Raw genomic sequence first — 20,771 nt, forward strand, 5'->3', positions numbered from 1 at the left:
GACTGCACGCCCGCCCCGAGGCAGCGGGTAATAACCACCGTCTCGGGGTGGGCGTGCAGTCTCGCGGAGCTGGGGCACCCGGGACGCCGGTCGGAGCGCAGCGCTAGGCGAACGCTTCGACCGGTGGACACGCGCAGAACAGGTTGCGGTCCCCCCAGGCCTGGTCGATGCGGCGCACCGGCGGCCAGTACTTCGCGCGCACGAGGCTCTGGAGGGGATACACGGCCTGCTCGCGCGAGTACGGGTGCGTCCACTCCCCCACGACCGATTCCGCCGTGTGCGGTGCGCCGCGCAGCGGGTTGTCGTCGGCCGGGAAAGTGCCGGCACCGACGGCATCCGCCTCCGCCTTGATCGAGATCATCGCCTCGACGAACCTGTCGAGCTCGGCGAGGTCCTCGCTCTCGGTCGGCTCCACCATGAGCGTGCCGGCGACCGGGAAACTCATGGTGGGTGCGTGGAAGCCGTAGTCGATGAGGCGCTTGGCCACGTCGTCGACCGTGACGCCCGTAGCGTCCGTGAGCGGACGGATATCGAGGATGCACTCGTGCGCCACCAGGCCGCGCTCGCCCGCGTAGAGCACGGGGTAGTGCTCGCGCAGCCGCGCCGCGACGTAGTTGGCCGACACCACGGCAGCTCCCGTCGCACGAGCGAGCCCGTAGGCGCCCATCATCCGAACGTATGCCCAGGAGATCGGCAGGATGCTCGGGCTCCCGTACGGTGCAGCGGACACCGGCGCGCCATCGTGCGCATACCCGACGTGGTCGTTCGACTGCATGAGCGGGTGCCCCGGCAGGAACGGCGCCAGGTGCGCCTTCGCCGCCACTGGGCCCACACCGGGTCCACCGCCGCCGTGCGGGATGCAGAACGTCTTATGCAGGTTGAGATGCGAGACATCCCCGCCGAAGTCGCCGAAGCGGGCGAAGCCGAGCAGCGCGTTGAGGTTCGCGCCGTCGATGTACACCTGTCCGCCTGCGGCGTGCACGGCGTCGATCACCTCGACCACGTCGTGCTCGTACACGCCGTGAGTAGACGGGTAGGTGATCATCAGAGCGGCGAGCTCGGAGGCGTGCTGGCCCACCTTGGCACGGAGGTCGTCGAGATCGACGTTGCCTGAGGCATCCGTCGCCACCACGACGACCCGCATGCCGGCCAGCACGGCCGACGCGGCGTTCGTGCCGTGCGCGGACTGCGGGATGAGGCACACCGTGCGGTGCGTGTCGCCGTTCGCGTCGTGATAGCCGCGGATCGCCAGCAGGCCGGCGAGCTCGCCCTGGCTTCCCGCATTGGGCTGCAGGGAGACCGTGTCGTAGCCGGTGAGTTCGGCCAGCCAGGTCTCGAGCTGCGCGATCAGGTCGAGGTAACCGCCGACATCCGATGCCGGGGCGAACGGATGAACTGCCGCGAACTCCGGCCACGTGACGGCCGCCATCTCGGTGGCCGCGTTGAGCTTCATGGTGCACGAACCGAGCGGGATCATGCCCCGGTCGAGCGCGTAGTCCCGGTCGGCGAGCAGCTTGAGGTAGCGCATCATCGACGTCTCGGAGTGGTACGACCCGAACACCGGATGCGTGAGGTACTGGCTCGTGCGCGCGAGCTGCTCAGGGATGACCGAAAGCTCGCCATCCGCAGTCGCGTGGCCGGTTTCGAGGCCGAAGACCTCGGCGAGGAGCCGCTCGACGATGGGACCGTCGGATGCCGTGACCTCATCGAACGCGACGACGACGGTGTCGGGGCCCTCAGCGCCGACGAGCAGGCCGACCTCGTGAGCCGCCGCCACGAGCTCCGCCGCCCGCCCGGGTACCCGTACCGCGAGCGTGTCGAAGAACGTCTCGTTCTCGAGCTCGAACCCCGCCTCACCGAGTCTGCGTGCGGCGGAAGCGGCAGCCTCGTGCACGCGCTGCGCGATCGCACGGATGCCGCGCGGCCCGTGGTACACCGCGTACATCGACGCCATCACGGCGAGCAGCACCTGAGCCGTGCAGATGTTGCTGGTCGCCTTCTCGCGCCGGATGTGCTGCTCGCGCGTCTGCAGGGTGAGCCGATACGCGGGCTTGCCTGCGGCATCCTGGCTGACGCCCACGAGGCGTCCGGGGAGCTGACGCTCCAGTCCGCTCCGGACGGCCATGTACCCGGCGTGCGGGCCGCCGAACCCCATCGGAACACCGAACCGCTGACTGGTGCCCACCGCGATGTCGGCCCCGAGCTCCCCTGGCGCCTTGATCAGGGCCAGCGCGAGCAGGTCGGCGGCGACGACCGCGAGCCCTCCGCCGGCGTGCACGGCGTCGATGACGGCCGACGGGTCCCACACGCGACCGGATGCAGAGGGGTACTGGATGAACGCACCGAACGCCTCGGGCAGGTCTGCGACGTCGGACGACGCGAGGTCGAGCTCGACCAGTTCGATACCGACCGCCGCGGCACGACCGCGCAGGATGGCGAGCGTCTGCGGGAAGGCATCCGAGTCGACCAGGAAGACGTTCGACTTCGCGCGTGAGCCACGACGCGCCAGCAGCATCCCCTCGGCGACGGCAGTGCCCTCGTCGAGCATGGACGCGTTCGCGATATCGAGGCCGGTGAAATCGCAGACCATCTGCTGGAAATTGATGAGCGCCTCGAGCCGTCCCTGCGAGATCTCCGGCTGGTACGGGGTGTAAGCGGTGTACCAACTGGGGTTCTCCAGCACGTTCCGCTGGATGACCGCGGGAGTCACCGTCCCGTAATAGCCGAGTCCGAGGAACGACGTGTTCACGCGGTTGCGGGACGCCAGCTCGCGCAGCTCGATCAGGGCTTCACGCTCGCTCACGCCCTCGACGGGCAGTGATCGGTTCGGCAGATCGACGTTCTCGGGCAGCTGGATGCCCCTGGGCACAGCCGTGCGCACGAGCTCGTCCACGGAGTCGAAGCCGAGCACGTCGAGCATGACGCGCGTCGCCTCCGCGTCAGGGCCGATGTGGCGGTCGGCGAAGGTGCTGCGAACGCCGGACCCGAATGCGTCCCCGCTCACGCAGTCTCCCCGATCAGCGCAGCGTAGGCGGCGGCATCCAGCAGGTCTTCAAGCCGAGACGCGTCGCTGACGCGCACCTTGAGCAGCCAGCCTTCGCCGAACGGGTCGGAGTTCACCAGCTCTGGCGAGTCGACGACGGCCTGATTGGACTCGAGCACCTCGCCGGAGACAGGCGCGAAGAGCTCGCCGACCGACTTGGTCGACTCGATCTCGCCGACGACGGTGCCCTCGGCGGCGTCGCTTCCGGCCGCCGGCAGATCCACGAAGACAACATCGCCGAGCTTCTCGGCCGCGTACTCGGTGATGCCGACGGTGAGGGTGTCGCCGTCGCCGAGCACCCACTCGTGCTCTGCGGTGTAACGGCGATCGGTGGGCACGGCCATGTCAGTTCTTCTTTCTGCTGTAGAAGGGCAGGGTGGTGACGGTGAACGGGATGCGCGATCCGCGCACATCCACATCGAGTTCGGTGCCGGCTTCGGCGTACTGCGGGTCGACGTAGGCCAGCGCGATCGGATGCCCGAGCGTGGGCGAGAGCGCGCCGGAGGTGATCTCGCCGACGGGGGCACCCTCTTCAGAGGCGCGCACGTGCAGGTCGTAGCCGGCGCGGGCGGCGCGCTTACCGGTGCCCTGCAGACCGACGAGCACGCGAGCATCCTGCGGCGCGCCCTGCTCGATGGCCGAGCGACCGACGAAGTCGCCCGGCTTGTCGAGCACGACGACGCGGCCGAGCCCGGCCTGCGACGGGAACGTGCCGGCAGTGAGCTCGTGGCCGTAGAGCGGCATCCCGGCCTCCAAGCGCAGCGTGTCGCGAGCCGCGAGCCCCGCGGGAACGATGCCTGCTCCTGCGCCCGTCTCGAGCAGGGCATCCCACAGCGCCGGCGCGTTGTCGGGGGCGATGTAGAGCTCGAAGCCGTCCTCGCCGGTGTAGCCGGTGCGGGCGATCAGCACCGGGTGGTCCTGGAACGTGCCGGACAGCGACCGGTAGTACTTCAGACCGGCGAGCGCGTTCTCGACGTCGGGCTCCTCGTGGTCTTCCGGAACGTCGTCGCCCGCCTCGATGCCGAGCCCCTCGACGTTCTGCAGGATCTCCAGAGCGCGTGGTCCCTGAATCGCGATCAGGGCGATGTCGTCGGACTCGTCGTAGACATCCGCCTCGAAGGATGCCGACCGCTTCGTCAGCTCCTCGGCCACCGTCTGCCGGTTGGCCGCGTTGGCCACGACGAGGTAGCGGTCGGCGCCGGTGCGGTAGACGACCAGGTCGTCGAGGATGCCGCCGCGCTCGTTCAGCAGGAGGCTGTACTTCGCCTGTCCGTGCTGGAGTGCGGACAGGCGTCCGGCGAGCGCGCGGTCGAGCGCGTCGGCGGCCTGGGGGCCCAGCACGACGATCTCGCCCATGTGCGAGAGGTCGAACAGCCCGGCGGCGGTGCGCACGGCGTGATGCTCGGCGAGGTCGCTCGAGTACCGCACCGGCATCTGCCATCCGGCGAAGTCTGTGAAGCTCGCGCCCGCGGCGACATGCGCGTCGTTCAGCGGCGACAGCTTCTGCGATGGGGCCGGCTTCTGCGATGACGCCTGTTCCTGTGATGAGGACTGGGCCATGAGTTCTCCGAATCTGTTCGCGGGGGAACCTGGGGTCACCCGTCGAGGACGGACGCGTCAGGCGACACGTCTCGTGAGAACTCCCCCTCTGTCACTGAATGCCTGAGAGATTCGGCCCGCCACCGCGGACCTTTCACCGTGGGCGAGCACGAGGCGGATGCCGCGGGCTGCTCTCCAGAGTGGCCAGCTCGACGCGGTAGGGGTACCTGAGAGATTGTCGGGGAGGATTGCTCCTTCGGTGCCCGCTGCAGGAGACCCGCGCGGACTCTCCCGCATCGACCGTGTGGCCCGATCTTCTGTTGTGCGCTCAGCCTATCGTGCGCCGTGAGAGAAGAGTTCTAGTCATTCACACCACAAGGTGTATGATCACTTCAGGTCAAACAAACCTTTACTCTCATGGCGAACTCCGACGCGAACTCCGAAGCGCACGCAGACGCAGGCGATGCGACCGCGAGGGCACAGGCATCCGGGGCGGATGTCGAACTCGCGGTCTCGACGGTCATCTTCGCGCTGCGCTCGGACGATCGATTCGGGGCGCAGGGTACGTCTCCCACGCTGTGGCTGCCGCTCGTGCGGCGCATCCGGGAGCCGTTCGAGGGTCGGTGGGCATTGCCGGGCGGTCCGCTGCACGTGACGGAGGGTCTGGCCGACGCGGCCCGCCGCACGCTCGGCGATACGACGGGACTGGCGCCGCGCTACCTCGAGCAGCTCTACGCGTTCGGCGATGTCGACCGCTCCCCCGCCGGTACGGCCGACACGGCCCGGGTCGTCTCGATCGTGTACTGGGCGCTGGTCGGCTCGGGCGAGGCATCCCGCGCGACGGTCGGTCAGAACGTGCGGTGGTTCCCGGCCGACGAGCTTCCGCCGCTCGCGTTCGATCACAACGTGATCGTCGAGTACGCGCTGTGGCGGCTGCGCAACAAGATGGAGTACTCCCGCATCGCTCACGCGCTCCTCGGCGAGACATTCACGCTCGCGCAACTGCGCGAGGTGCACGAGGCGGTGCTCGGCAGGCCGCTCGACCCGGCGAACTTCCGCAGGGCGATGGAGGCATCCGACTCGCTCGTCGACACCGGCGAACGCCTCACCGGTACCAGGCACCGGCCGCCAAAGCTCTATCGCTACGACGAGTCGGTGGACCTCGCCGACAACGGACCGCTCCCGCCGCCGTGACGGGATGCAGCCGGTCCCATGGCTCAACCAGCTCTCGACAAGCTCAACCACCGGTATGTAAGGAAGACGACTCATGACCATCACCGCTTCCGTCGATCGCACGATCCAGCTCATCGCGTCGGGCGAGGAGCAGGGCGAGACCTGCACGCCCGACCTAGTCGAGGCACCGTGGGAGTTCGACCTCGGAATGCCGGGGTACGGCCCCGGGGCGTCCATGGCCGATCCGATCCCGGCGGGCTCGCCGAAACAGGGCGAGCTGCCGCAGGAGTACCGCGACGCGTCCGCCGCCGAGCTGGCCGATCGCATCCGTGCCGCCAAGGAGACGCTCGGCGAGCGCGTGATGGTTCTCGGCCACTTCTACCAGCGAGACGAGGTGGTGCAGTTCGCGGACTTCGTGGGCGACTCGTTCCAGCTCGCGAACGCGGCGAAGGCGCATCCGGAAGCCGAGGCGATCGTATTCTGCGGCGTGCACTTCATGGCGGAGACCGCGGACATCCTGACCTCGCCCCAGCAGAGCGTCATCCTGCCGAATCTCGCCGCCGGATGCTCGATGGCCGACATGGCCGACATCGACTCAGTCGAGGAGGCGTGGGAGCAGCTCATGGAGCTGTATCGGGATGAGCAGGTCGGTCAGGATGCCGGTGGGCCGGCATCCGTGATCCCTGTCACTTACATGAACTCGTCGGCGGCGCTGAAGGCGTTCTGCGGCAGGCACGGCGGCATCGTCTGCACGTCGTCGAACGCGTCGACCGTGCTGCGTTGGGCGTTCGAGCGCAGCAAGCGCGTGCTGTTCTTCCCCGACCAGCACCTGGGCCGGAACACCGCGAAGGCGATGGGCGTTCCGCTGACGGCGATGCCGATGTGGAACCCCCGCAAGAGCCTCGGCGGCAACGACGCGCAGTCGCTGCGCGATGCGAAGGTGATCCTGTGGCAGGGCTTCTGCTCGGTGCACAAGCGCTTCACCGTGTCGCAGATCGCACAGGCGCGGGCGGAGCATCCTGGCGTGCGCGTCATCGTGCATCCCGAGTGCCCGATGGACGTGGTCGACGCCGCCGACGAGTACGGATCGACCGACTACATCGTCAAAGCCATCCAGGCGGCCCCGGCCGGATCGACGTTCGCGATCGGCACCGAGATCAACCTGGTGCAACGACTGGCTGCGGAGTACCCGCAGCACACGATCTTCTGCCTCGATTCGGTCGTGTGCCCGTGCTCGACGATGTATCGCATCCACCCCGGATATCTCGCCTGGGTGCTGGAATCGTACGTGCGCGGCGAAATCGTCAATCAAGTGCGCGTCACCGACGAGGCCGCGACCGACGCGCGAGTGGCGCTGGAACGGATGCTCGCCGCACGCCCCGACACGACGATGGCGGCCTGACATGTCTCGCGTTGTGGTCGTGGGCAGCGGCATCGCGGGCCTCACCGCTGCGCTGCGGATCTCGACGTTCGCGGAGGTGACGCTGCTCACGAAGGGAGCGTTGCAGGAGAGCAACACGCTCTACGCGCAGGGCGGCATTGCTGCCGCGCTCTTCGATGACGACAGCGTCGAGCTGCACGCGCGGGACACGCTGCTGGCAGGCGCCGGGCTCGGGAACGAGGATGCCGTGCGCATCCTCTGCTCGGAGGGGCCGGCGCTCGTGCGCGAGCTGGTGCGTTTCGGTGTGCCGTTCGACCGGTCGGGGGGCGAGCTGGCGCGCGGGCTCGAGGCCGCACACTCCCGCTCGAGGGTGCTGCACGCTGGAGGCGACGCGACCGGGCGCGGGATCGAGGTGACGCTGGCGGCGCGCGTGCGGGCATCCGGGATCCGCATCCTGGAGAACACGATGCTGACCGACCTCGTCCTGCGGTCCGGTCGCACGGTCGGTGTGCGCACGCTCGAAGCGGACGGCACCGTCTGCGTGCTCGGGGCGGAGGCCGTTGTGCTCGCCACCGGCGGCGCTGGACGCCTGTACTCGCACACGACGAACCCGCGTGGCGCCACCGGCGATGGGATCGCCGCCGCCTGGCGAGCCGGCGCCGAGTTGGCCGACCTCGAGTTCTACCAGTTCCATCCGACCGCGCTGACGGCCCCTGGCGGGACCTTGGTGTCGGAGGCGGTGCGTGGCGAGGGTGCCGTGCTGTTGGATGCCTCGGGATCGCGCTTCATGCAGCTCGTGCACCCGGACGCGGAGCTCGCGCCTCGCGACGTTGTGGCCCGAGCCATCGCTCGGCAGATGGCGGCGCAGAGCGGGGCGCCGGTTCTGTTGGATGCCACGGCGCTGGGGCGGCGGTTCCTGACACGTCGGTTCCCGACCATCCAGGCGGCGTGCGAGGCCGCTGGGCTCGACTGGGCGGTCGACCCGATCCCGGTGACGCCCGCCGCTCACTACTGGATGGGTGGCGTGAAGACGGATGCCTGGGCCCGCACGAGCATTCCCGGTCTCTTCGCGATCGGTGAGGCGGCGTGCACCGGGGCTCAGGGGGCGAATCGGCTGGCGTCGAACTCGCTGCTGGAGGGGCTCGTGTTCGCGGCTCGTGCAGCGGATGCGCTGTCTGCTACCGAACTGCCCACGTCGCCTGTCGAGGACTCCGTTCTCTCCGGCTCCGCCGACCGCGCGGCAGGCGAAGCGGTACCCGTGCGCACGGTGGACGATCTTCGCGACGTGATGTGGCGCTATGCGGGCGTCGAGAGGAACGCTGACGGGCTGAGTGAGGCTCTGCGCCTGATCGACGAGTTGCAGAGTGCGGACTCGGTTTCAAGCATCGCCGCACAGGAGGAGCTCAATCTGCTGACCCTCGGCGACCTCGTGGTGCGCGCAGCCCTGGCACGGGAGGAATCGCGCGGCGCCCACTACCGCAGCGACTTCCCGACAACAGCCTCAGAAGCCGTGCACAGCAGAGTCGTCCTCCTGGGCGATGACCTGCACATCGACACATTCACCGAAGCCCGCGAGGGCATGGAACGAGAGGTGGTCGGCGCATGCTGACCGGACAGATCATCGACCGGGTCGTCACGACCGCCCTCGACGAGGATGCCCCGTGGGGCGACGTGACCAGCGAGCTGTTCATTCCGGCGGAGGCGACGGCATCCGCTCGCCTCGTCGCCCGGGAGCCCGGAGTGTTCTCCGGCGGCCAGGTGCTCGCACGCACCATGCTGGCCGTCGACGAGCGCATCGTCGTCGAACTCCTCCTCGGCGACGGAGAACGCTTCGAGAAGGGGCAGACCCTCGCGCACGTGACGGGGCCCGCGCGAGGCATCCTCCGCGGCGAGCGCGTCGCGCTGAACCTCGTGCAGCGCATGAGCGGTATCGCAACTCTGACCGCGCGGTACGTGGAGCTCGCGGCCGGAACGAATGCCCGCATCGTCGACACCCGCAAGACGACACCGGGGTTGCGCGCGCTCGAGCGCCACGCCGTGCTCTGCGGCGGCGGGCACAACCACCGCAACTCGCTGTCGGATGCCGTGATGGCCAAGGACAACCACCTCGCCGTGCTCACCGCCGGCGGACGATCGGTGACGGATGCCATCCGCTCGGTGCGCGACCGGCTCGGCCACACGACACACCTGGAGGTCGAGGTGGACCGCATCGACCAGATCGAACCGGTGCTCGCCGGCGGGGTCGACACGATCATGCTGGACAACTTCACGGTCGGCGAGCTGCGTGCGGGTGTGGCACTGGTCGCCGGCCGCGCGATCGTGGAGGCCAGCGGCAACGTCAACCTCGACACCGTTGCCGCGATCGCCGGAACGGGAGTCGACGTCATCTCGGTCGGCGCGCTCACGCACAGCGTGCGCTCGCTCGATATCGGGCTCGACCTCGACATCGACGTGCCATGACTCCCCTCTACCTCGACGCCGCGGCGACCACGCCGGTGCGCCGCGCAGCGCTCGAGGCGGCGTGGCCGTACCTGACCGGCGAGTTCGGCAACCCTTCGAGCACTCACGAGCCAGGGCTGCGGGCTGCTGCGGCGCTCACGGATGCCCGCACTCGCGTCGCTTCGGTGCTCGGGTGCCGTGCATCCGAGGTGGTGTTCACGGGTGGCGGCACCGAGGGTGACAACCTCGCGATCAAGGGCGTCGCGCTGGGCGATCCCCGCGGACGCCACATCGTCACAGCGGCGACGGAGCACGAAGCGGTGCTCGAGTCCGTGGACTTCCTGCGTCGCTTCCACGGATTCGAGGTGGACTTCACGCCAGTGGACGAGCACGGACTCGTCACGCCGGAAGCCCTGCTCTCCGTGCTGCGTCCGGACACGACGCTGGTCTCGCTCGCGTACGCGAACAACGAGATCGGGACCGTTCAGCCGATCGCCGAGCTCGCCGAGGCGGCGCACGGCGTCGGCGCTCGCTTCCATACCGATGCGGTGCAGGCCGCCGGGCGGCTCCCGCTCGAGGCTCGCCGGCTCGGCGTCGACGCGCTCTCGTTCTCCGGGCACAAGGTGGGCGCTCCGAAGGGTTCTGGCGCGCTCTTCCTACGCGGCGGGATGCCCGTGGAGCCGGTGCTGCACGGCGGCGGGCAGGAACGGGGGCGTCGCTCAGGAACCGAGAACGTGGCGTTCGCGGTCGCCCTGGCCACTGCGCTCGAGGCCGCCGAGCGCGAGCGTCCGCATGGGGAGCGCGAACCCGCGACGGCGGACTCGGACCGGGACGCGTTCATCTCCGCAGTGCTCGCGCGTGTACCCGGATCCCGATTGACGGGGCATCCCGAGCGGCGCATCCCCGGCCACGCCTCGTTCGCGATCGACGGCGTGAACGGCGAGACCGTGCTGCTGGAGCTGCAGCGGCGAGGCGTCGTCGCCTCGAGCGGGTCCGCGTGCGCTGCCGGACGCACCGAACCGTCTCACGTGCTGACAGCACTCGGGCTGCCCGACGACCTGGCAAGCACGGCGGTGCGCTTCAGCTGGACGCACACCGCGAGGGCCGACCTCGACCGGGCGGTCGACGCGCTCGTAGAAGCCGTCACCACGGTGCGCCGATCCGTTCCCGCGTGAGGCGTGACCGCAACCCGGAAGGCGTCAGGACGATTCCGCGAGCGCGGCGAGCCGGTCGACGGATGCCATCAGCCGCTCGGAGGTCGTGGCTCGTGCGCGCTCGAGGCGAGACTCGTCGTTCAGCTGAGTCCAGTCGTACATGTGCGTGACCCGCGTCCGGGTCGGCTCCACCTCCTCCAGCTCCCACCGCCACAGCTGCCCGATCGGCGGCTTTCCGACCTCGGCGGGCATCCACGCGATGAGTCTGCCCTCCTCGAACTCGACGATGTGGTTCTCGCGCACCCGCCCGCCGCGGTTCGTCATCGCGAAGACCTGCCCGACGCCGTGAATGCGCTGCCCAGGCTCGGCTTCGAGAAGATTGTCGTTGCCGTCCCACCGGGGCTGCTGCGACGGATCGGCGATCAGCTCGAAGATCACAGCGGCCGGCGCCTGGATGTCGCGACGTGCGGAGGTGACCCGTGTCTCTTCCTCGTGTTCAGTCATGTTCACCATCGTGGCGCATCCGACAGGATGGAGACATGACGGCATCCGACATCATCCCCGCTGACCTCAGGCCCATGCTCGTCGAGCCCAACTTCGGGTTCCTGGGCACGATCCGGCCGGACGACACCGTGCAGGTGAACCCGATGTGGTTCGAGTTCGACGGCGAACACATCCGGTTCACGCACACGACCAAGCGGCAGAAGTACCGGAACCTGAAGCACAACTCATCGATGAGCCTCGCGGTCGTGCGCGAGAAGGACTTCTACCGGTACCTGGAGGTGCGAGGCCGCCTCGTCGACGTCGTGCCCGACCCGGAGGGCGAGTTCTACGTGCGCCTCGGCCAGCGCTACGGGGACGCGAACGTGCAGCCGCCGGCAGACAAGGCCGATCGTGTCATCCTCGTGATGAGCGTGGAGCACGCCGTCACGAACTGAGTGCGAAGCACGGCGCTCATGAACCGAGTGCGAAGCACGGCGCTCATGAACCGAGTGCGACGCACGGGGCCCACGAACGAAGTGCGTCACGTCTATCCGCGGTGCGCGACGAACACGAACTCCTTTCCTGGCCGGTCGGGAGCATCGCGTACCTCGTCGACCACGAAGCCGGCATCCGTCAGCGATTGCTCGACCTCCGCTGAAGAGCGGAAGCGCAACGTCGACGTCGAGTACAACGTCTGGTCGTCGGGCAGGACCACCCGGGACTCGAAGGTGACGAACGGCGGCGCGACCTCCACCAGGTCCGTCCAGGTCCGAACCTGCCCGACGCCTGGCAGGGGCCGCTCCACGTACGTGGCACCCCGAACCCAGCCCAGCCAGGCTCTCTGCTCCGGGTCACGGGTCTCGAAGACAAGCCTGCCCCCGGGTCGAAGAGCGTCCCTGATGCCGCGCAGGGTCGCCGACCAGTCGTCGTCGGTGAGGAACACCTGAGCCACGTTGCCGGTCATGAACGCGATGTCGACGTCCAGCGGCGGAAGCGACGTCGCATCCCCATGGATCCAGCGCACCGCATCCGCTCCCGGCTTCCCGCGCGCCACGTCGAGTGACGCGAGGGCCGGATCAACGCCCACGACCTCGAGCCCCTGCCCCGCGAGCAGGCATGCGAAGGTTCCGGTGCCGCATCCGACGTCGAGCACCGACTGAGCGCCGAACTCCCGCACCATCGCCAGGTACGCGTCGAGGTCGCTCCGGTCGGGGTCGAGCGGGTCGTACAGGCGGGCGAGGCGCGGGTCGTCGAAGATCGCATCGGGCACGTCCAAAGTCTGCCACGCCTGGGCATCCGTCGATCCCCTCACCCCGATTCGCGGGCCGAGGCTGTCAACCCCTGGGGTCTCGTTCCGACCTCGCCGTAGCGTCGCCGCCATGAGTGGAGAACTTGAAGGGAAGAAGGTCGCCTTCCTGGCGACGAACGGCTACGAGGACGCCGAGCTGAGTTCGCCGTGGGAGGCGCTCGAAGCGGTGGGTGCAACGCTCACGATGGTGTCGCCGGAGTCAGGATCGATCAAGGGCAAGAACGGGCACCAGCAGTCGGTGGATGCCTCGCCGTCGCAGGTGCAGGCATCCGACTTCGATGCGCTCGTGCTGCCGGGTGGAGTCGTGAACGCCGACCACTTGCGCACCGATGACGCGTCGGTCGCGTTCGCGAAGGGATTCTTCGAGGAGCACAAACCGGTTGCCGCGATCTGCCACGCGCCGTGGACACTCATCGAGGCGGGTGTCGTGGACGGGCGACGCATGACCAGCTACCACAGCCTCAAGACCGACCTGCGCAACGCGGGCGCCGACTGGGTGGATGAAGAGGTGGTGGTCGACCACGGCCTGGTGACCAGCCGTACGCCGGCGGATCTCGCGGCGTTCAACGCCAAGACCGTGGAGGAGATCGGCGAGGGCAAGGACCAGGATCAGACCGTCTGAGGACGAAAGACGCGAGCCAGGTGCCGGGGTGATTCACTCCGGCACCTCGAGCGTTCAGAGCAATTGGCCACCGGTCTGGCACTGCGGACAGTACTGCGCCGTCGTGCCGGCGAACGCGAAGTCCCGGATCGTGTCGTCGCATCCCGGGCACGGTTCGCCGGCACGGCCGTGCACCTGCATCGCGGCCGTCTTAGCTGCCTTGAGTTCGGACATCGGGATGCCGCGCCGTGCGTCGACCGCTCCCCGGATGACGCCGACCGTCTGCTCGAACAGCCGCTCGAGCTCGGCCTCGTCGAGCGCCGACGCGTGAGCAATCGGGTTCAGGCGCGCCGCGAACAGGATCTCGTCGGAGTACGCGTTGCCGATGCCTGCGATGGACTTCTGCTCCTCCAGCACGGCCTTCAACTGCTTGCGTCGGCCGGCGAACGCTCCGTCGAAGTCGGCGCGCGAGTAGCCCGGATCGGCCGGGTCCGGTCCCAGCACGGCGATGCCGGACACGTCGAGCGGGTCGTCGGCCACCCAGGCACCCAGGGAAACCCAGCCACCGGCATCCGTCAGTTCCAGCCCAGCTCCGTCGTCGAAGTCGAGGATCGCCAGAGCGGGTGGCAGCTGATCGGCCGTCGGGGCGTCGCCGGCCCAGCGCGCCCAGCCGTGCCGGCCGAGCGAAACCACGAGGTGCTGCTCACCGAAGACCAGGTCGAGGTACTTGCCGAAACGCCGAGCGCCCGTCAGTTCGGATCCGATCAGGCTCTCCGGAGGCCGGGACCGCGTCTTGACGACGCGGAACTCGAGCACGTCCACCGCGGTGAGCGCGTGACCGGCGAGCCGATCGCCGATCTGCTCGACCACGGCCTGCACCTCGGGTGACTCGGGCATGGGGTCAGCCTTGCACAGACCTCCGACATGCGCTCATCCGCGAGGGCCGGGAACGTTCTCCCGCTACGCGGATCATGATCCGACCATCTCGACTCGAGCTCCGACCGCCTCATAAGTTCCGCGGGCCCGCGCGTCGCGCGTCGCAAGCGTGAGGTCATGGCCACGCGCCGCAGCAGCCACCAAGGCGTCGTACACGGCCCCTCCCGAGATGCCTCGCGCGGCCAACTCCCGATGGAACTCGCGCGACAACGCTTCATCGAGCACGACAGCATCTCCGAATGCCTCATCGATCAGAGTCGCGGCGTCTGCCGGAGCCACCCTGGCGTCACCAGGAAGCCTGGTCAGGACCGAGAACGTCTCCATCAATGCGTGCCCGCTCAGTACCAGCGTTCGGTCCCTGGCCCAGGCGTTCACGGTCGAGTGTGCGATGTGCGACGACACCAACAGTGGTACTGCCACGCTTGTATCGACTGCCGTCGCAGTCACCGGCGACCTGCGTCGATCAATGCGAACATGTCGTCGTCCGTCACGACGGTGTCGCTGACTGCGATGAGGCGACCACCGGCGTCTCGTTCGAGACGTGCCGTGCGCCCTCCGGGGGTGACCTGAACACCGGAACCATAGCTGGAGATGTCGACCGTGGAGCCAGGGGTCAGCCCCAGAGCGTCTCTCAGCGATTTGGGGAGGAGGATCCGACCGGCTGAATCAATCGTCGCCTTCATGGGAAGATGCTACCAGTCGAATCCCATTCAGGCGCGTCCCGGCCGACCCCAGACGCCGATCCCGAACGGTACGCTCGAGCAGAATCGCCAGGGCCGGAACCAGCCTTCGCCCGAGGCCCCGCCGCGCAGGTCCACCGGGTCCCGAACGAACACTCTGTCATGTCCGCAAAGAGGTTCGACTACACGTTGAACCGGAACTCCACCACGTCGCCGTCCTGCATCACGTAGTCCTTACCCTCGAGGCGTGCCTTCCCGTGGGCGCGGGCCTCGTGCACCGAGCCGAGCTCGACGAGGTCGTCGAACGAGATGACCTCGGCCTTGATGAAGCCCTTCTCGAAGTCGGTGTGGATGACGCCAGCGGCCTGCGGTGCCTTCCAGCCCTTGTGGATGGTCCACGCCCGCGACTCCTTCGGGCCCGCCGTGAGGAACGTCTGCAGGCCTAGTGTCTCGAATCCGATCCGGGCGAGCTGGTCCAACCCGCTCTCCTCTTGGCCGGTGGATGCGAGCAGCTCGGCGGCATCCTCCTCGTCGAGGTCGATCAGCTCGGACTCGAGCTTCGCGTCGAGGAAGACCGCGTGGGCGGGCGCAACGAGGGCCGCGAGTTCGGCCTTGCGCACGGCATCCGTCAGCACCGCCTCGTCGACGTTGAAGACGAAGATGAACGGCTTCGACGTGAGGAGGCCGAGCTCCTTCAGCGGTGCCAGATCAAGACCCGTCGCCGACAGAAGCGTCCCCTTCTCAAGGGCGTCCTTCGCCGCGAGCGCGGTCTCGAGCACGACCGGGTCGAGCTTGCGCCCACGCACCTCCTTCTCGTAGCGCGTGATCGCCTTCTCGAGCGTCTGCAGGTCGGCCAGCATGAGCTCGGCGCCGATGGTCTCCAGGTCGTTCGCGGGGTTTACCTCGCCCTCGACGTGCACCACGTCGGAGTCGGCGAATCCGCGCACGACCTGGGCTATGGCATCCGCCTCACGGATGTTCGCGAGGAACTGGTTGCCGAGTCCCTCACCGGTCGATGCGCCGCGGACGATGCCGGCGATGTCGACGAAGCTCACCGTGGCAGGCACGACTCGCTCGGAGTGGAACAAGTCCGAGAGCACGCCCAGCCGGACGTCCGGCAGATTCACCACTCCGATGTTCGGCTCGATCGTCGCGAACGGGTAGTTCGCTGCGAGCACCTGGTTCTTGGTCAGCGCGTTGAAGAGGGTGGACTTGCCGACGTTGGGCAGGCCGACGATGCCGATAGTGAGAGCCACGGGCATCCATCGTATCCGGCGGCTCGGCCAGGCCGGGTCGGCGGAAGGGCGCGATCACGCTGCCTGCTTCCGCGAATTACGGCCGCACGTATCGGAAGGCGAGCGTCACGTAGGGCAGCTCGATCGTGTTGCTGCCGGAGAGCTGCGGATGCCCGTCGAGCAGGTCGCGCACCGCCTGCAGCGTCCGCTCCTTCTGCGGAGCGGTCATCACGGCGAAGTAGCTGCGCGAGCGCACGAGATCGATCAGACCGTCACGGCTGAAGGGCTGGGTCCATTCGAACGAGGCGGTCTCCGGCTCGCCGAACGGCGCATGCACGTGAGGGTCGGCATCCATGCCCGTCGTGTACTGATCGCCGTCGGCGTGCATCGCGACACCCAGCTCACGCACCCAGTCGACGCGTTCGTCGCGGAAGTTCCAGATCAGACCGAGCGTGCCACCGGGCTTCAGCACCCTGCCCGCCTCGGCGGACGCGATCGGTGCATCCACCCAGTGCCAGGCCTGCGCGAACGTGACGGCGTCGACCGACTCGTCGGGAAGCGGCATCCGCTCCCCCGTGCCCACGAGTGTCTCGACCCCTGGAACGGTATTTCGGAGCACCTCGAGCATCTGGGCGGACGGATCCACCGCGACGACCTCGCGGCCGGCCGCGACCAGTGCGCGCGTCAGCTTGCCCGTTCCGGCACCGACGTCCACCACGTGCGACTGCTCGGGCCGCACGAGCCACGCCACAGCGTCCACCGGATACCCAGGCCTGGACGCCTCGTACACATCGGCCACACCGCCGAAGGACCGTGCGTGTTCGAGCTTCGTCTCGCGTGACTGCATGAGCTCACCCTACGGCCGGTGCCGGCCCCTGCGTCGAGGAGCCGGCACTCGGACCAGGCGCGCTATCCGGCGACGTACCTGCTACTCATTCGAGCACCGCGGCGTCCGGCTCGTCGCGCTCCGCGATCTCCCGCGCCTCCTGCTCGAGCGGATCCTGGATGCCCGCGAACTCCTCGTCGAGATCCGTCGCCGCTTGCTCGAACTGCGCGTTGTACAGCCGGTAGTAGGCGCCCTTCGCCGCGATCAGCTGCTCGTGCGTGCCCTGCTCGACGATGTCGCCGTGCTCAATCACGAGAATGAGGTCGGCATCGCGGATGGTCGACAACCTGTGCGCGATCACGAACGAGGTGCGGCCCTGACGCAGTGCGTTCATCGCGTGCTGCAGCAACAGCTCGGTACGGGTGTCGACGGAGCTCGTCGCCTCGTCGAGGATGAGCACGCTCGGCTTCGCGACGAACGCGCGCGCGATCGTGATCAGCTGCTTCTCACCCGCGGACACGTTCGAGGCATCCTCGTCGAGTTCCGTGTCGTAGCCGTCGGGCAACGAGTGCACGAAGCGGTCGACGTACGTCGCCTCGGCGGCCTGCAGGATCTCGTCGTCCGTGGCATCCGCGCGTCCGTAACGGATGTTCTCCCGGATGGTCCCGGCGAACAGCCACGGGTCCTGCAGCACCATTCCCGTCTTGGCGCGGATGTCGTGCCTGGTGAGGTCCGCGATGTTCTGCCCGTTGAGCAGGATGCGCCCGCCGTTCAGCTCGTAGAACCGCATGATCAGGTTCACCAGCGTCGTCTTGCCAGCGCCGGTCGGGCCGACGATCGCGACCGTCTGTCCGGGCTCGACGCGGAAGGAGAGGTCGGTGATGAGCGGTCGTTCGGGGCTGTACGAGAACGACACGTGCTCGAACTCGATCGTTCCGTCGCCGTCGGCGGGCGCAGGAGCGTCGGCGGCATCGGGCTCCTGCTCCTCCTGGTCGAGCAGCTCGAACACTCGCTCGGCGGATGCCGTCCCGGACTGAACGACCGCTGCCATACCGCCCAGCTGGGACAGCGGCTGCGTGAACTGCTGCGAGTACTGGATGAACGCCTGCACGTCGCCGAGCCGGAGCTGACCGCCCGCGACCATGAGCGCGCCGAGCACCGCGATGCCCACATAGGTGAGGTTCCCGATGAACATCATGGCCGGCATCATCGTGTTCGACAGGAACTGTGCCTTGAAGGATGCCTGGTACAGCTCCTCGTTCTCGGAACGGAACGCCGCCCGCGAGCTCTCCTCCCGCCCGAACACCTTGACCAGTGCGTGACCGGAGAACGACTCCTCGACGCGGGCGTTCAGCCGGCCGACCTTGCGCCACTGGATGCCGAACGCCTTCTGCGAGCGCGGACCGATGACGCCGAAGATCACGCCCATCAGCGGAAGCGCGACCAGCGCCACCAGCGTGAGCTGCCAGGAGATGGACAGCATCATGATGAGGACGCCCAGGACGGTCAGCACGCTCGTGATCGCACTGGACAGGGACTGCTGCATCATCTGCGTGATGTTGTCGATGTCGTTCGTCACGCGGGAGATGAGCTCGCCGCGCTGCACGCGGTCGAAGTAGCTGAGCGGAAGCCGGTTGATCTTCACCTCGACCTGCTCGCGAAGCCGCCACATGGTGCGCACCATGATCACGTTGATCACGTACCCCTGCAGCCAGCCGAGCACGGAGGAGGCGCAGTAGAGGGCCAGCACGATGACCAGCACCTGGCTGAGTCGCACGAAGTCGACACCGTGGCCGGGTACGAGGTTCTGCATCGCCTGCACGATGTTCGCCAGGTCGTGCTGCCCGGCATGGTTCAGCTGGTCGACCACCTGCTGCTTCGTGGTGCCGGCGGGCAGCTGCTTCGAGATGACGCCCTCGAAGAGGATGTTCGTGGCCTCGCCGAGCACCTTCGGCGCGATCACGGTGAGCACGACCCCGATCGCGCCGAGGAACGACGCGAAGACGAACGCGACGGCGTTGGGCTTCAGAAGCCCGATGAGCCGGCGGAACGATGGACCGAAGTTCGACGCCTTGCCCGGGGCGACGCCACCGCTCCAGTCGTCTGCGCCCAGCCTCGCCTGCTCGGCGAGTTCCAGCTCGAGCTTCTCCTCAGGAGTGAGCTCCTTCTGCACGGCGTCCTTCGCCGACGCGCGGTTCTTCTTCCCGGTCCTCTGGGCGGCGCTCATCGTCCTGCCTCCACTCCGAGCTGGGATTCCACGATCTCTCGATAGGTGTCGTTCGACGACAGCAGTTCGTCGTGCGTGCCGAGGCCGACCATGCGGCCGTCGTCGAGCACGACGATGCGGTCGGCATCGGTGATGGTCGAGACGCGCTGCGCGACGACGATCTTGGTCACCTCGGGAAGCTCGCGCCACAGCGCCTGCCTGAGGCGAGCATCCGTCGCCAGATCGAGCGCGGAGAACGAGTCGTCGAAGACGAGGATGCGCGGCCGGTGCACGATGGCTCGCGCGATCGCCAGCCGCTGCCGTTGCCCACCCGACACGTTCGTGCCGCCCTGGGCGATTCTGGCGTCGAGACCGCCCTCCATCTGGGCGACGAAGTCGCTGCCCTGCGCGATGGAGAGGGCCCGCCATAGCTCGTCGTCAGTCGCCTCCTCGCGTCCGAATCGGAGGTTGGATGCGACGGTGCCGGTGAAGAGGAAGGGACGCTGCGGCACGAGGCCGATGGTCTTCCACAGTGCAGACAGGTCTGCCTGGCGCACATCGACCCCGTTGACCTTGACGGCGCCGTCCGTGACGTCGAACAGCCGCGGAAGCAGCGAGATCAGGGTGGTCTTGCCGGCGCCTGTCGATCCGACGATGGCGACGGTCTCCCCCGGGTTCGCCGTGAAGCTGATGCCGGACAGAACCGGGTGCTCGGCCCCCGGGTAGGTGAACGAGGCATCCACCAGCTCGACGGTTCCCGGTGACGGGAACTCGGAGACGGGCCGATCGGACCTCTCCAGCGACGAGTCCGTGCCGAGCACCTCGCTGATGCGCTCGGCGGAGACCGCGGCCCGCGGAATCATCATCGTCATGAAGCTCGCCATCATGACACCGGAGAGGATGATCATCACGTACTGCATGAATGCGAACAGCGTGCCGATCTGCACCTCGCCCGAGTCGACCTTGATGCCGCCGAACCAGATCACTCCGATCACGGTGACGTTCAAGATGAGCATGACCGCGGGGAAGAGCAGGACGAAGAGCGACCCGACCTTGCGTCCGACCACCATGATGTCGGTGTTCGCATCGCGGAACCGTGCCTCCTCGATGGGTTCCCGCACGAACGCCCGCACGACCCGGATGCCGGTGAGCTGCTCGCGCATCACCCGGTTCACCGCGTCGAGCTTCTTCTGGTAGCTGCGGAACAGCGGCACCATGCGGCTGATGATGAGCGCAGCGACGATCAGGAGCACGGGCACCGCGACGGCGATCAGCCAGGACAGGCTGAAGCTCTGGCGCAGCGCCAGGATGATGCCGCCGATCGCCAGCAAGGGCGCGGACACCAGGAACGTCGCCGACATCATGGCCAGCATCTGCACCTGCTGCACGTCGTTCGTGTTCCTGGTGATGAGGGATCCCGGGCCGAAGGAGGAGACCTCACGTTCGGAGAACCCCGAGACCCGGTCGAAGATCTGATCGCGGATGTCTCGTCCTGCGCGCATCGCGGCCATCGCCGCGAAGTAGGTGGCGATGATCGAGGCCACGATCTGGCCGAACGAGATGACGAGCATCAGCGTGCCGGTGTGCCAGATGTAGTCGGTGTCGCCCTTGGCGACGCCGTTGTCGATGATGTCGGCGTTGAGACTGGGCAGGAAGAGGCTGGCGAGGGCCGAAGCGAACTGGAAGACCAGGACGCCGACGAGAAGCCATTTGTACGGCTTCAATGAGCGGACGAGAAGTTTGAACAGCACAGAAGACTCCGATTG

At 68.0% G+C, this 20,771-nt stretch carries 19 protein-coding genes and 2 riboswitches; of the genes, 7 read left to right on the top strand and 12 right to left on the bottom strand.

Features of this window, described 5'->3' with window-relative positions; all coding sequences use genetic code 11:
• Positions 1 to 103: 103 nt before the first annotated feature.
• The 3 genes from gcvP to gcvT form a co-directional block, all read right to left on the bottom strand.
• Positions 104 to 2,920: an aminomethyl-transferring glycine dehydrogenase gene (gcvP, locus tag ACTHNC_RS11225; RefSeq protein WP_440294716.1), complete on the bottom strand. Its 2,817-nt coding sequence runs from the start codon at positions 2,918 to 2,920 to the stop codon at positions 104 to 106.
• A gap of 80 nt (positions 2,921 to 3,000) precedes the next feature.
• On the bottom strand, positions 3,001 to 3,387 hold the full coding sequence (gene gcvH / locus ACTHNC_RS11230) for a glycine cleavage system protein GcvH (protein ID WP_440294678.1): 387 nt from the start codon (positions 3,385 to 3,387) through the stop codon (positions 3,001 to 3,003).
• Between the two features lies 1 nt (position 3,388).
• Entirely contained in the window at positions 3,389 to 4,603 is a 1,215-nt protein-coding gene (gene gcvT / locus ACTHNC_RS11235; protein ID WP_440294679.1) for a glycine cleavage system aminomethyltransferase GcvT, read from the bottom strand.
• Between the two features lie 81 nt (positions 4,604 to 4,684).
• Positions 4,685 to 4,786, bottom strand: a riboswitch (glycine riboswitch).
• A gap of 1 nt (position 4,787) precedes the next feature.
• A riboswitch (glycine riboswitch) is annotated at positions 4,788 to 4,886 on the bottom strand.
• A gap of 113 nt (positions 4,887 to 4,999) precedes the next feature.
• Between gcvT and ACTHNC_RS11240 the strand changes: the two genes are divergently transcribed.
• The 5 genes from ACTHNC_RS11240 (at position 5,000) to ACTHNC_RS11260 (ending at position 10,750) form a co-directional block, all read left to right on the top strand.
• Positions 5,000 to 5,776 carry an NUDIX hydrolase gene (locus tag ACTHNC_RS11240; RefSeq protein WP_440294680.1) on the top strand — a complete coding sequence of 259 codons (777 nt, stop codon included), beginning with the start codon at positions 5,000 to 5,002 and terminating at the stop codon, positions 5,774 to 5,776.
• A gap of 73 nt (positions 5,777 to 5,849) precedes the next feature.
• Positions 5,850 to 7,157, top strand: a complete 1,308-nt coding sequence (gene nadA, locus ACTHNC_RS11245; RefSeq protein ID WP_440294681.1) for a quinolinate synthase NadA — start codon at positions 5,850 to 5,852, stop codon at positions 7,155 to 7,157.
• Between the two features lies 1 nt (position 7,158).
• Positions 7,159 to 8,745, top strand: coding sequence for an L-aspartate oxidase (gene nadB, locus ACTHNC_RS11250; RefSeq protein WP_440294682.1), 1,587 nt, complete (start codon positions 7,159 to 7,161; stop codon positions 8,743 to 8,745).
• Positions 8,739 to 9,596, top strand: a complete 858-nt coding sequence (nadC, locus tag ACTHNC_RS11255) for a carboxylating nicotinate-nucleotide diphosphorylase (RefSeq protein WP_440294683.1) — start codon at positions 8,739 to 8,741, stop codon at positions 9,594 to 9,596. Before nadB ends, nadC begins: the two co-directional genes overlap by 7 nt.
• A complete protein-coding gene (locus tag ACTHNC_RS11260; RefSeq protein ID WP_440294684.1) occupies positions 9,593 to 10,750 on the top strand; it encodes a cysteine desulfurase family protein in 1,158 nt (385 codons plus the stop codon). The genes nadC and ACTHNC_RS11260 overlap by 4 nt, the downstream gene beginning before the upstream one ends.
• A gap of 24 nt (positions 10,751 to 10,774) precedes the next feature.
• Here the strand turns inward: ACTHNC_RS11260 and ACTHNC_RS11265 are convergent, their stop codons facing one another.
• On the bottom strand, positions 10,775 to 11,233 hold the full coding sequence (locus ACTHNC_RS11265; protein WP_440294685.1) for an SRPBCC family protein: 459 nt from the start codon (positions 11,231 to 11,233) through the stop codon (positions 10,775 to 10,777).
• Between the two features lie 35 nt (positions 11,234 to 11,268).
• Here ACTHNC_RS11265 and ACTHNC_RS11270 point away from each other — a divergent pair, with 35 nt between their 5' ends.
• Positions 11,269 to 11,667 (top strand): PPOX class F420-dependent oxidoreductase, encoded by a 399-nt coding sequence (locus tag ACTHNC_RS11270; RefSeq protein ID WP_440294686.1) that lies wholly within the window; start codon positions 11,269 to 11,271, stop codon positions 11,665 to 11,667.
• 92 nt (positions 11,668 to 11,759) lie between these two features.
• Here ACTHNC_RS11270 and ACTHNC_RS11275 read toward each other — a convergent pair whose 3' ends face one another.
• Positions 11,760 to 12,482 carry a class I SAM-dependent methyltransferase gene (locus tag ACTHNC_RS11275; RefSeq protein ID WP_440294687.1) on the bottom strand — a complete coding sequence of 241 codons (723 nt, stop codon included), beginning with the start codon at positions 12,480 to 12,482 and terminating at the stop codon, positions 11,760 to 11,762.
• Between the two features lie 109 nt (positions 12,483 to 12,591).
• Between ACTHNC_RS11275 and ACTHNC_RS11280 the strand changes: the two genes are divergently transcribed.
• On the top strand, positions 12,592 to 13,143 hold the full coding sequence (locus ACTHNC_RS11280; RefSeq protein ID WP_440294688.1) for a type 1 glutamine amidotransferase domain-containing protein: 552 nt from the start codon (positions 12,592 to 12,594) through the stop codon (positions 13,141 to 13,143).
• A 54-nt stretch (positions 13,144 to 13,197) separates the two neighbouring features.
• On the opposite strand, the gene ACTHNC_RS11285 is transcribed toward ACTHNC_RS11280, so the two are convergent.
• The 7 genes from ACTHNC_RS11285 to ACTHNC_RS11315 form a co-directional block, all read right to left on the bottom strand.
• Positions 13,198 to 14,019 (bottom strand): DNA-formamidopyrimidine glycosylase family protein, encoded by an 822-nt coding sequence (locus ACTHNC_RS11285; protein WP_440294689.1) that lies wholly within the window; start codon positions 14,017 to 14,019, stop codon positions 13,198 to 13,200.
• A gap of 72 nt (positions 14,020 to 14,091) precedes the next feature.
• A complete protein-coding gene (locus ACTHNC_RS11290; protein WP_440294690.1) occupies positions 14,092 to 14,478 on the bottom strand; it encodes a PIN domain-containing protein in 387 nt (128 codons plus the stop codon).
• Positions 14,479 to 14,501: 23 nt separating this feature from the next.
• Positions 14,502 to 14,741 carry an AbrB/MazE/SpoVT family DNA-binding domain-containing protein gene (locus tag ACTHNC_RS11295; protein ID WP_440294691.1) on the bottom strand — a complete coding sequence of 80 codons (240 nt, stop codon included), beginning with the start codon at positions 14,739 to 14,741 and terminating at the stop codon, positions 14,502 to 14,504.
• A gap of 179 nt (positions 14,742 to 14,920) precedes the next feature.
• Entirely contained in the window at positions 14,921 to 15,994 is a 1,074-nt protein-coding gene (ychF, locus tag ACTHNC_RS11300; RefSeq protein ID WP_440294692.1) for a redox-regulated ATPase YchF, read from the bottom strand.
• A 76-nt stretch (positions 15,995 to 16,070) separates the two neighbouring features.
• Positions 16,071 to 16,820: a class I SAM-dependent methyltransferase gene (locus ACTHNC_RS11305; protein ID WP_440294693.1), complete on the bottom strand. Its 750-nt coding sequence runs from the start codon at positions 16,818 to 16,820 to the stop codon at positions 16,071 to 16,073.
• Positions 16,821 to 16,905: 85 nt separating this feature from the next.
• On the bottom strand, positions 16,906 to 19,026 hold the full coding sequence (locus ACTHNC_RS11310) for an ABC transporter ATP-binding protein (RefSeq protein ID WP_440294694.1): 2,121 nt from the start codon (positions 19,024 to 19,026) through the stop codon (positions 16,906 to 16,908).
• Complete coding sequence (locus ACTHNC_RS11315) at positions 19,023 to 20,756, bottom strand: ABC transporter ATP-binding protein (protein ID WP_440294695.1); 1,734 nt, start codon at positions 20,754 to 20,756, stop codon at positions 19,023 to 19,025. Before ACTHNC_RS11315 ends, ACTHNC_RS11310 begins: the two co-directional genes overlap by 4 nt.
• Positions 20,757 to 20,771 lie beyond the last annotated feature (15 nt).

The sequence above is a fragment of the Humibacter sp. genome (assembly GCF_051954055.1).
GTDB lineage: Bacteria > Actinomycetota > Actinomycetes > Actinomycetales > Microbacteriaceae > Humibacter.

Bases quoted from the DNA above. Each gene is read 5' to 3' on its own strand.
- gcvP (WP_440294716.1), bottom strand. From the start codon at position 2,920: ATGCTCGACGTGCTCGGCTTCGACTCCGTGGACGAGCTCGTGCGCACG.
- gcvH (WP_440294678.1), bottom strand. From the start codon at position 3,387: ATGGCCGTGCCCACCGATCGCCGTTACACCGCAGAGCACGAGTGGGTG.
- gcvT (WP_440294679.1), bottom strand. From the start codon at position 4,603: ATGGCCCAGTCCTCATCACAGGAACAGGCGTCATCGCAGAAGCCGGCC.
- ACTHNC_RS11240 (WP_440294680.1), top strand. From the start codon at position 5,000: ATGGCGAACTCCGACGCGAACTCCGAAGCGCACGCAGACGCAGGCGAT.
- nadA (WP_440294681.1), top strand. From the start codon at position 5,850: ATGACCATCACCGCTTCCGTCGATCGCACGATCCAGCTCATCGCGTCG.
- nadB (WP_440294682.1), top strand. From the start codon at position 7,159: ATGTCTCGCGTTGTGGTCGTGGGCAGCGGCATCGCGGGCCTCACCGCT.
- nadC (WP_440294683.1), top strand. From the start codon at position 8,739: ATGCTGACCGGACAGATCATCGACCGGGTCGTCACGACCGCCCTCGAC.
- ACTHNC_RS11260 (WP_440294684.1), top strand. From the start codon at position 9,593: ATGACTCCCCTCTACCTCGACGCCGCGGCGACCACGCCGGTGCGCCGC.
- ACTHNC_RS11265 (WP_440294685.1), bottom strand. From the start codon at position 11,233: ATGACTGAACACGAGGAAGAGACACGGGTCACCTCCGCACGTCGCGAC.
- ACTHNC_RS11270 (WP_440294686.1), top strand. From the start codon at position 11,269: ATGACGGCATCCGACATCATCCCCGCTGACCTCAGGCCCATGCTCGTC.
- ACTHNC_RS11280 (WP_440294688.1), top strand. From the start codon at position 12,592: ATGAGTGGAGAACTTGAAGGGAAGAAGGTCGCCTTCCTGGCGACGAAC.
- ACTHNC_RS11285 (WP_440294689.1), bottom strand. From the start codon at position 14,019: ATGCCCGAGTCACCCGAGGTGCAGGCCGTGGTCGAGCAGATCGGCGAT.
- ACTHNC_RS11295 (WP_440294691.1), bottom strand. From the start codon at position 14,741: ATGAAGGCGACGATTGATTCAGCCGGTCGGATCCTCCTCCCCAAATCG.
- ACTHNC_RS11305 (WP_440294693.1), bottom strand. From the start codon at position 16,820: ATGCAGTCACGCGAGACGAAGCTCGAACACGCACGGTCCTTCGGCGGT.
- ACTHNC_RS11310 (WP_440294694.1), bottom strand. From the start codon at position 19,026: ATGAGCGCCGCCCAGAGGACCGGGAAGAAGAACCGCGCGTCGGCGAAG.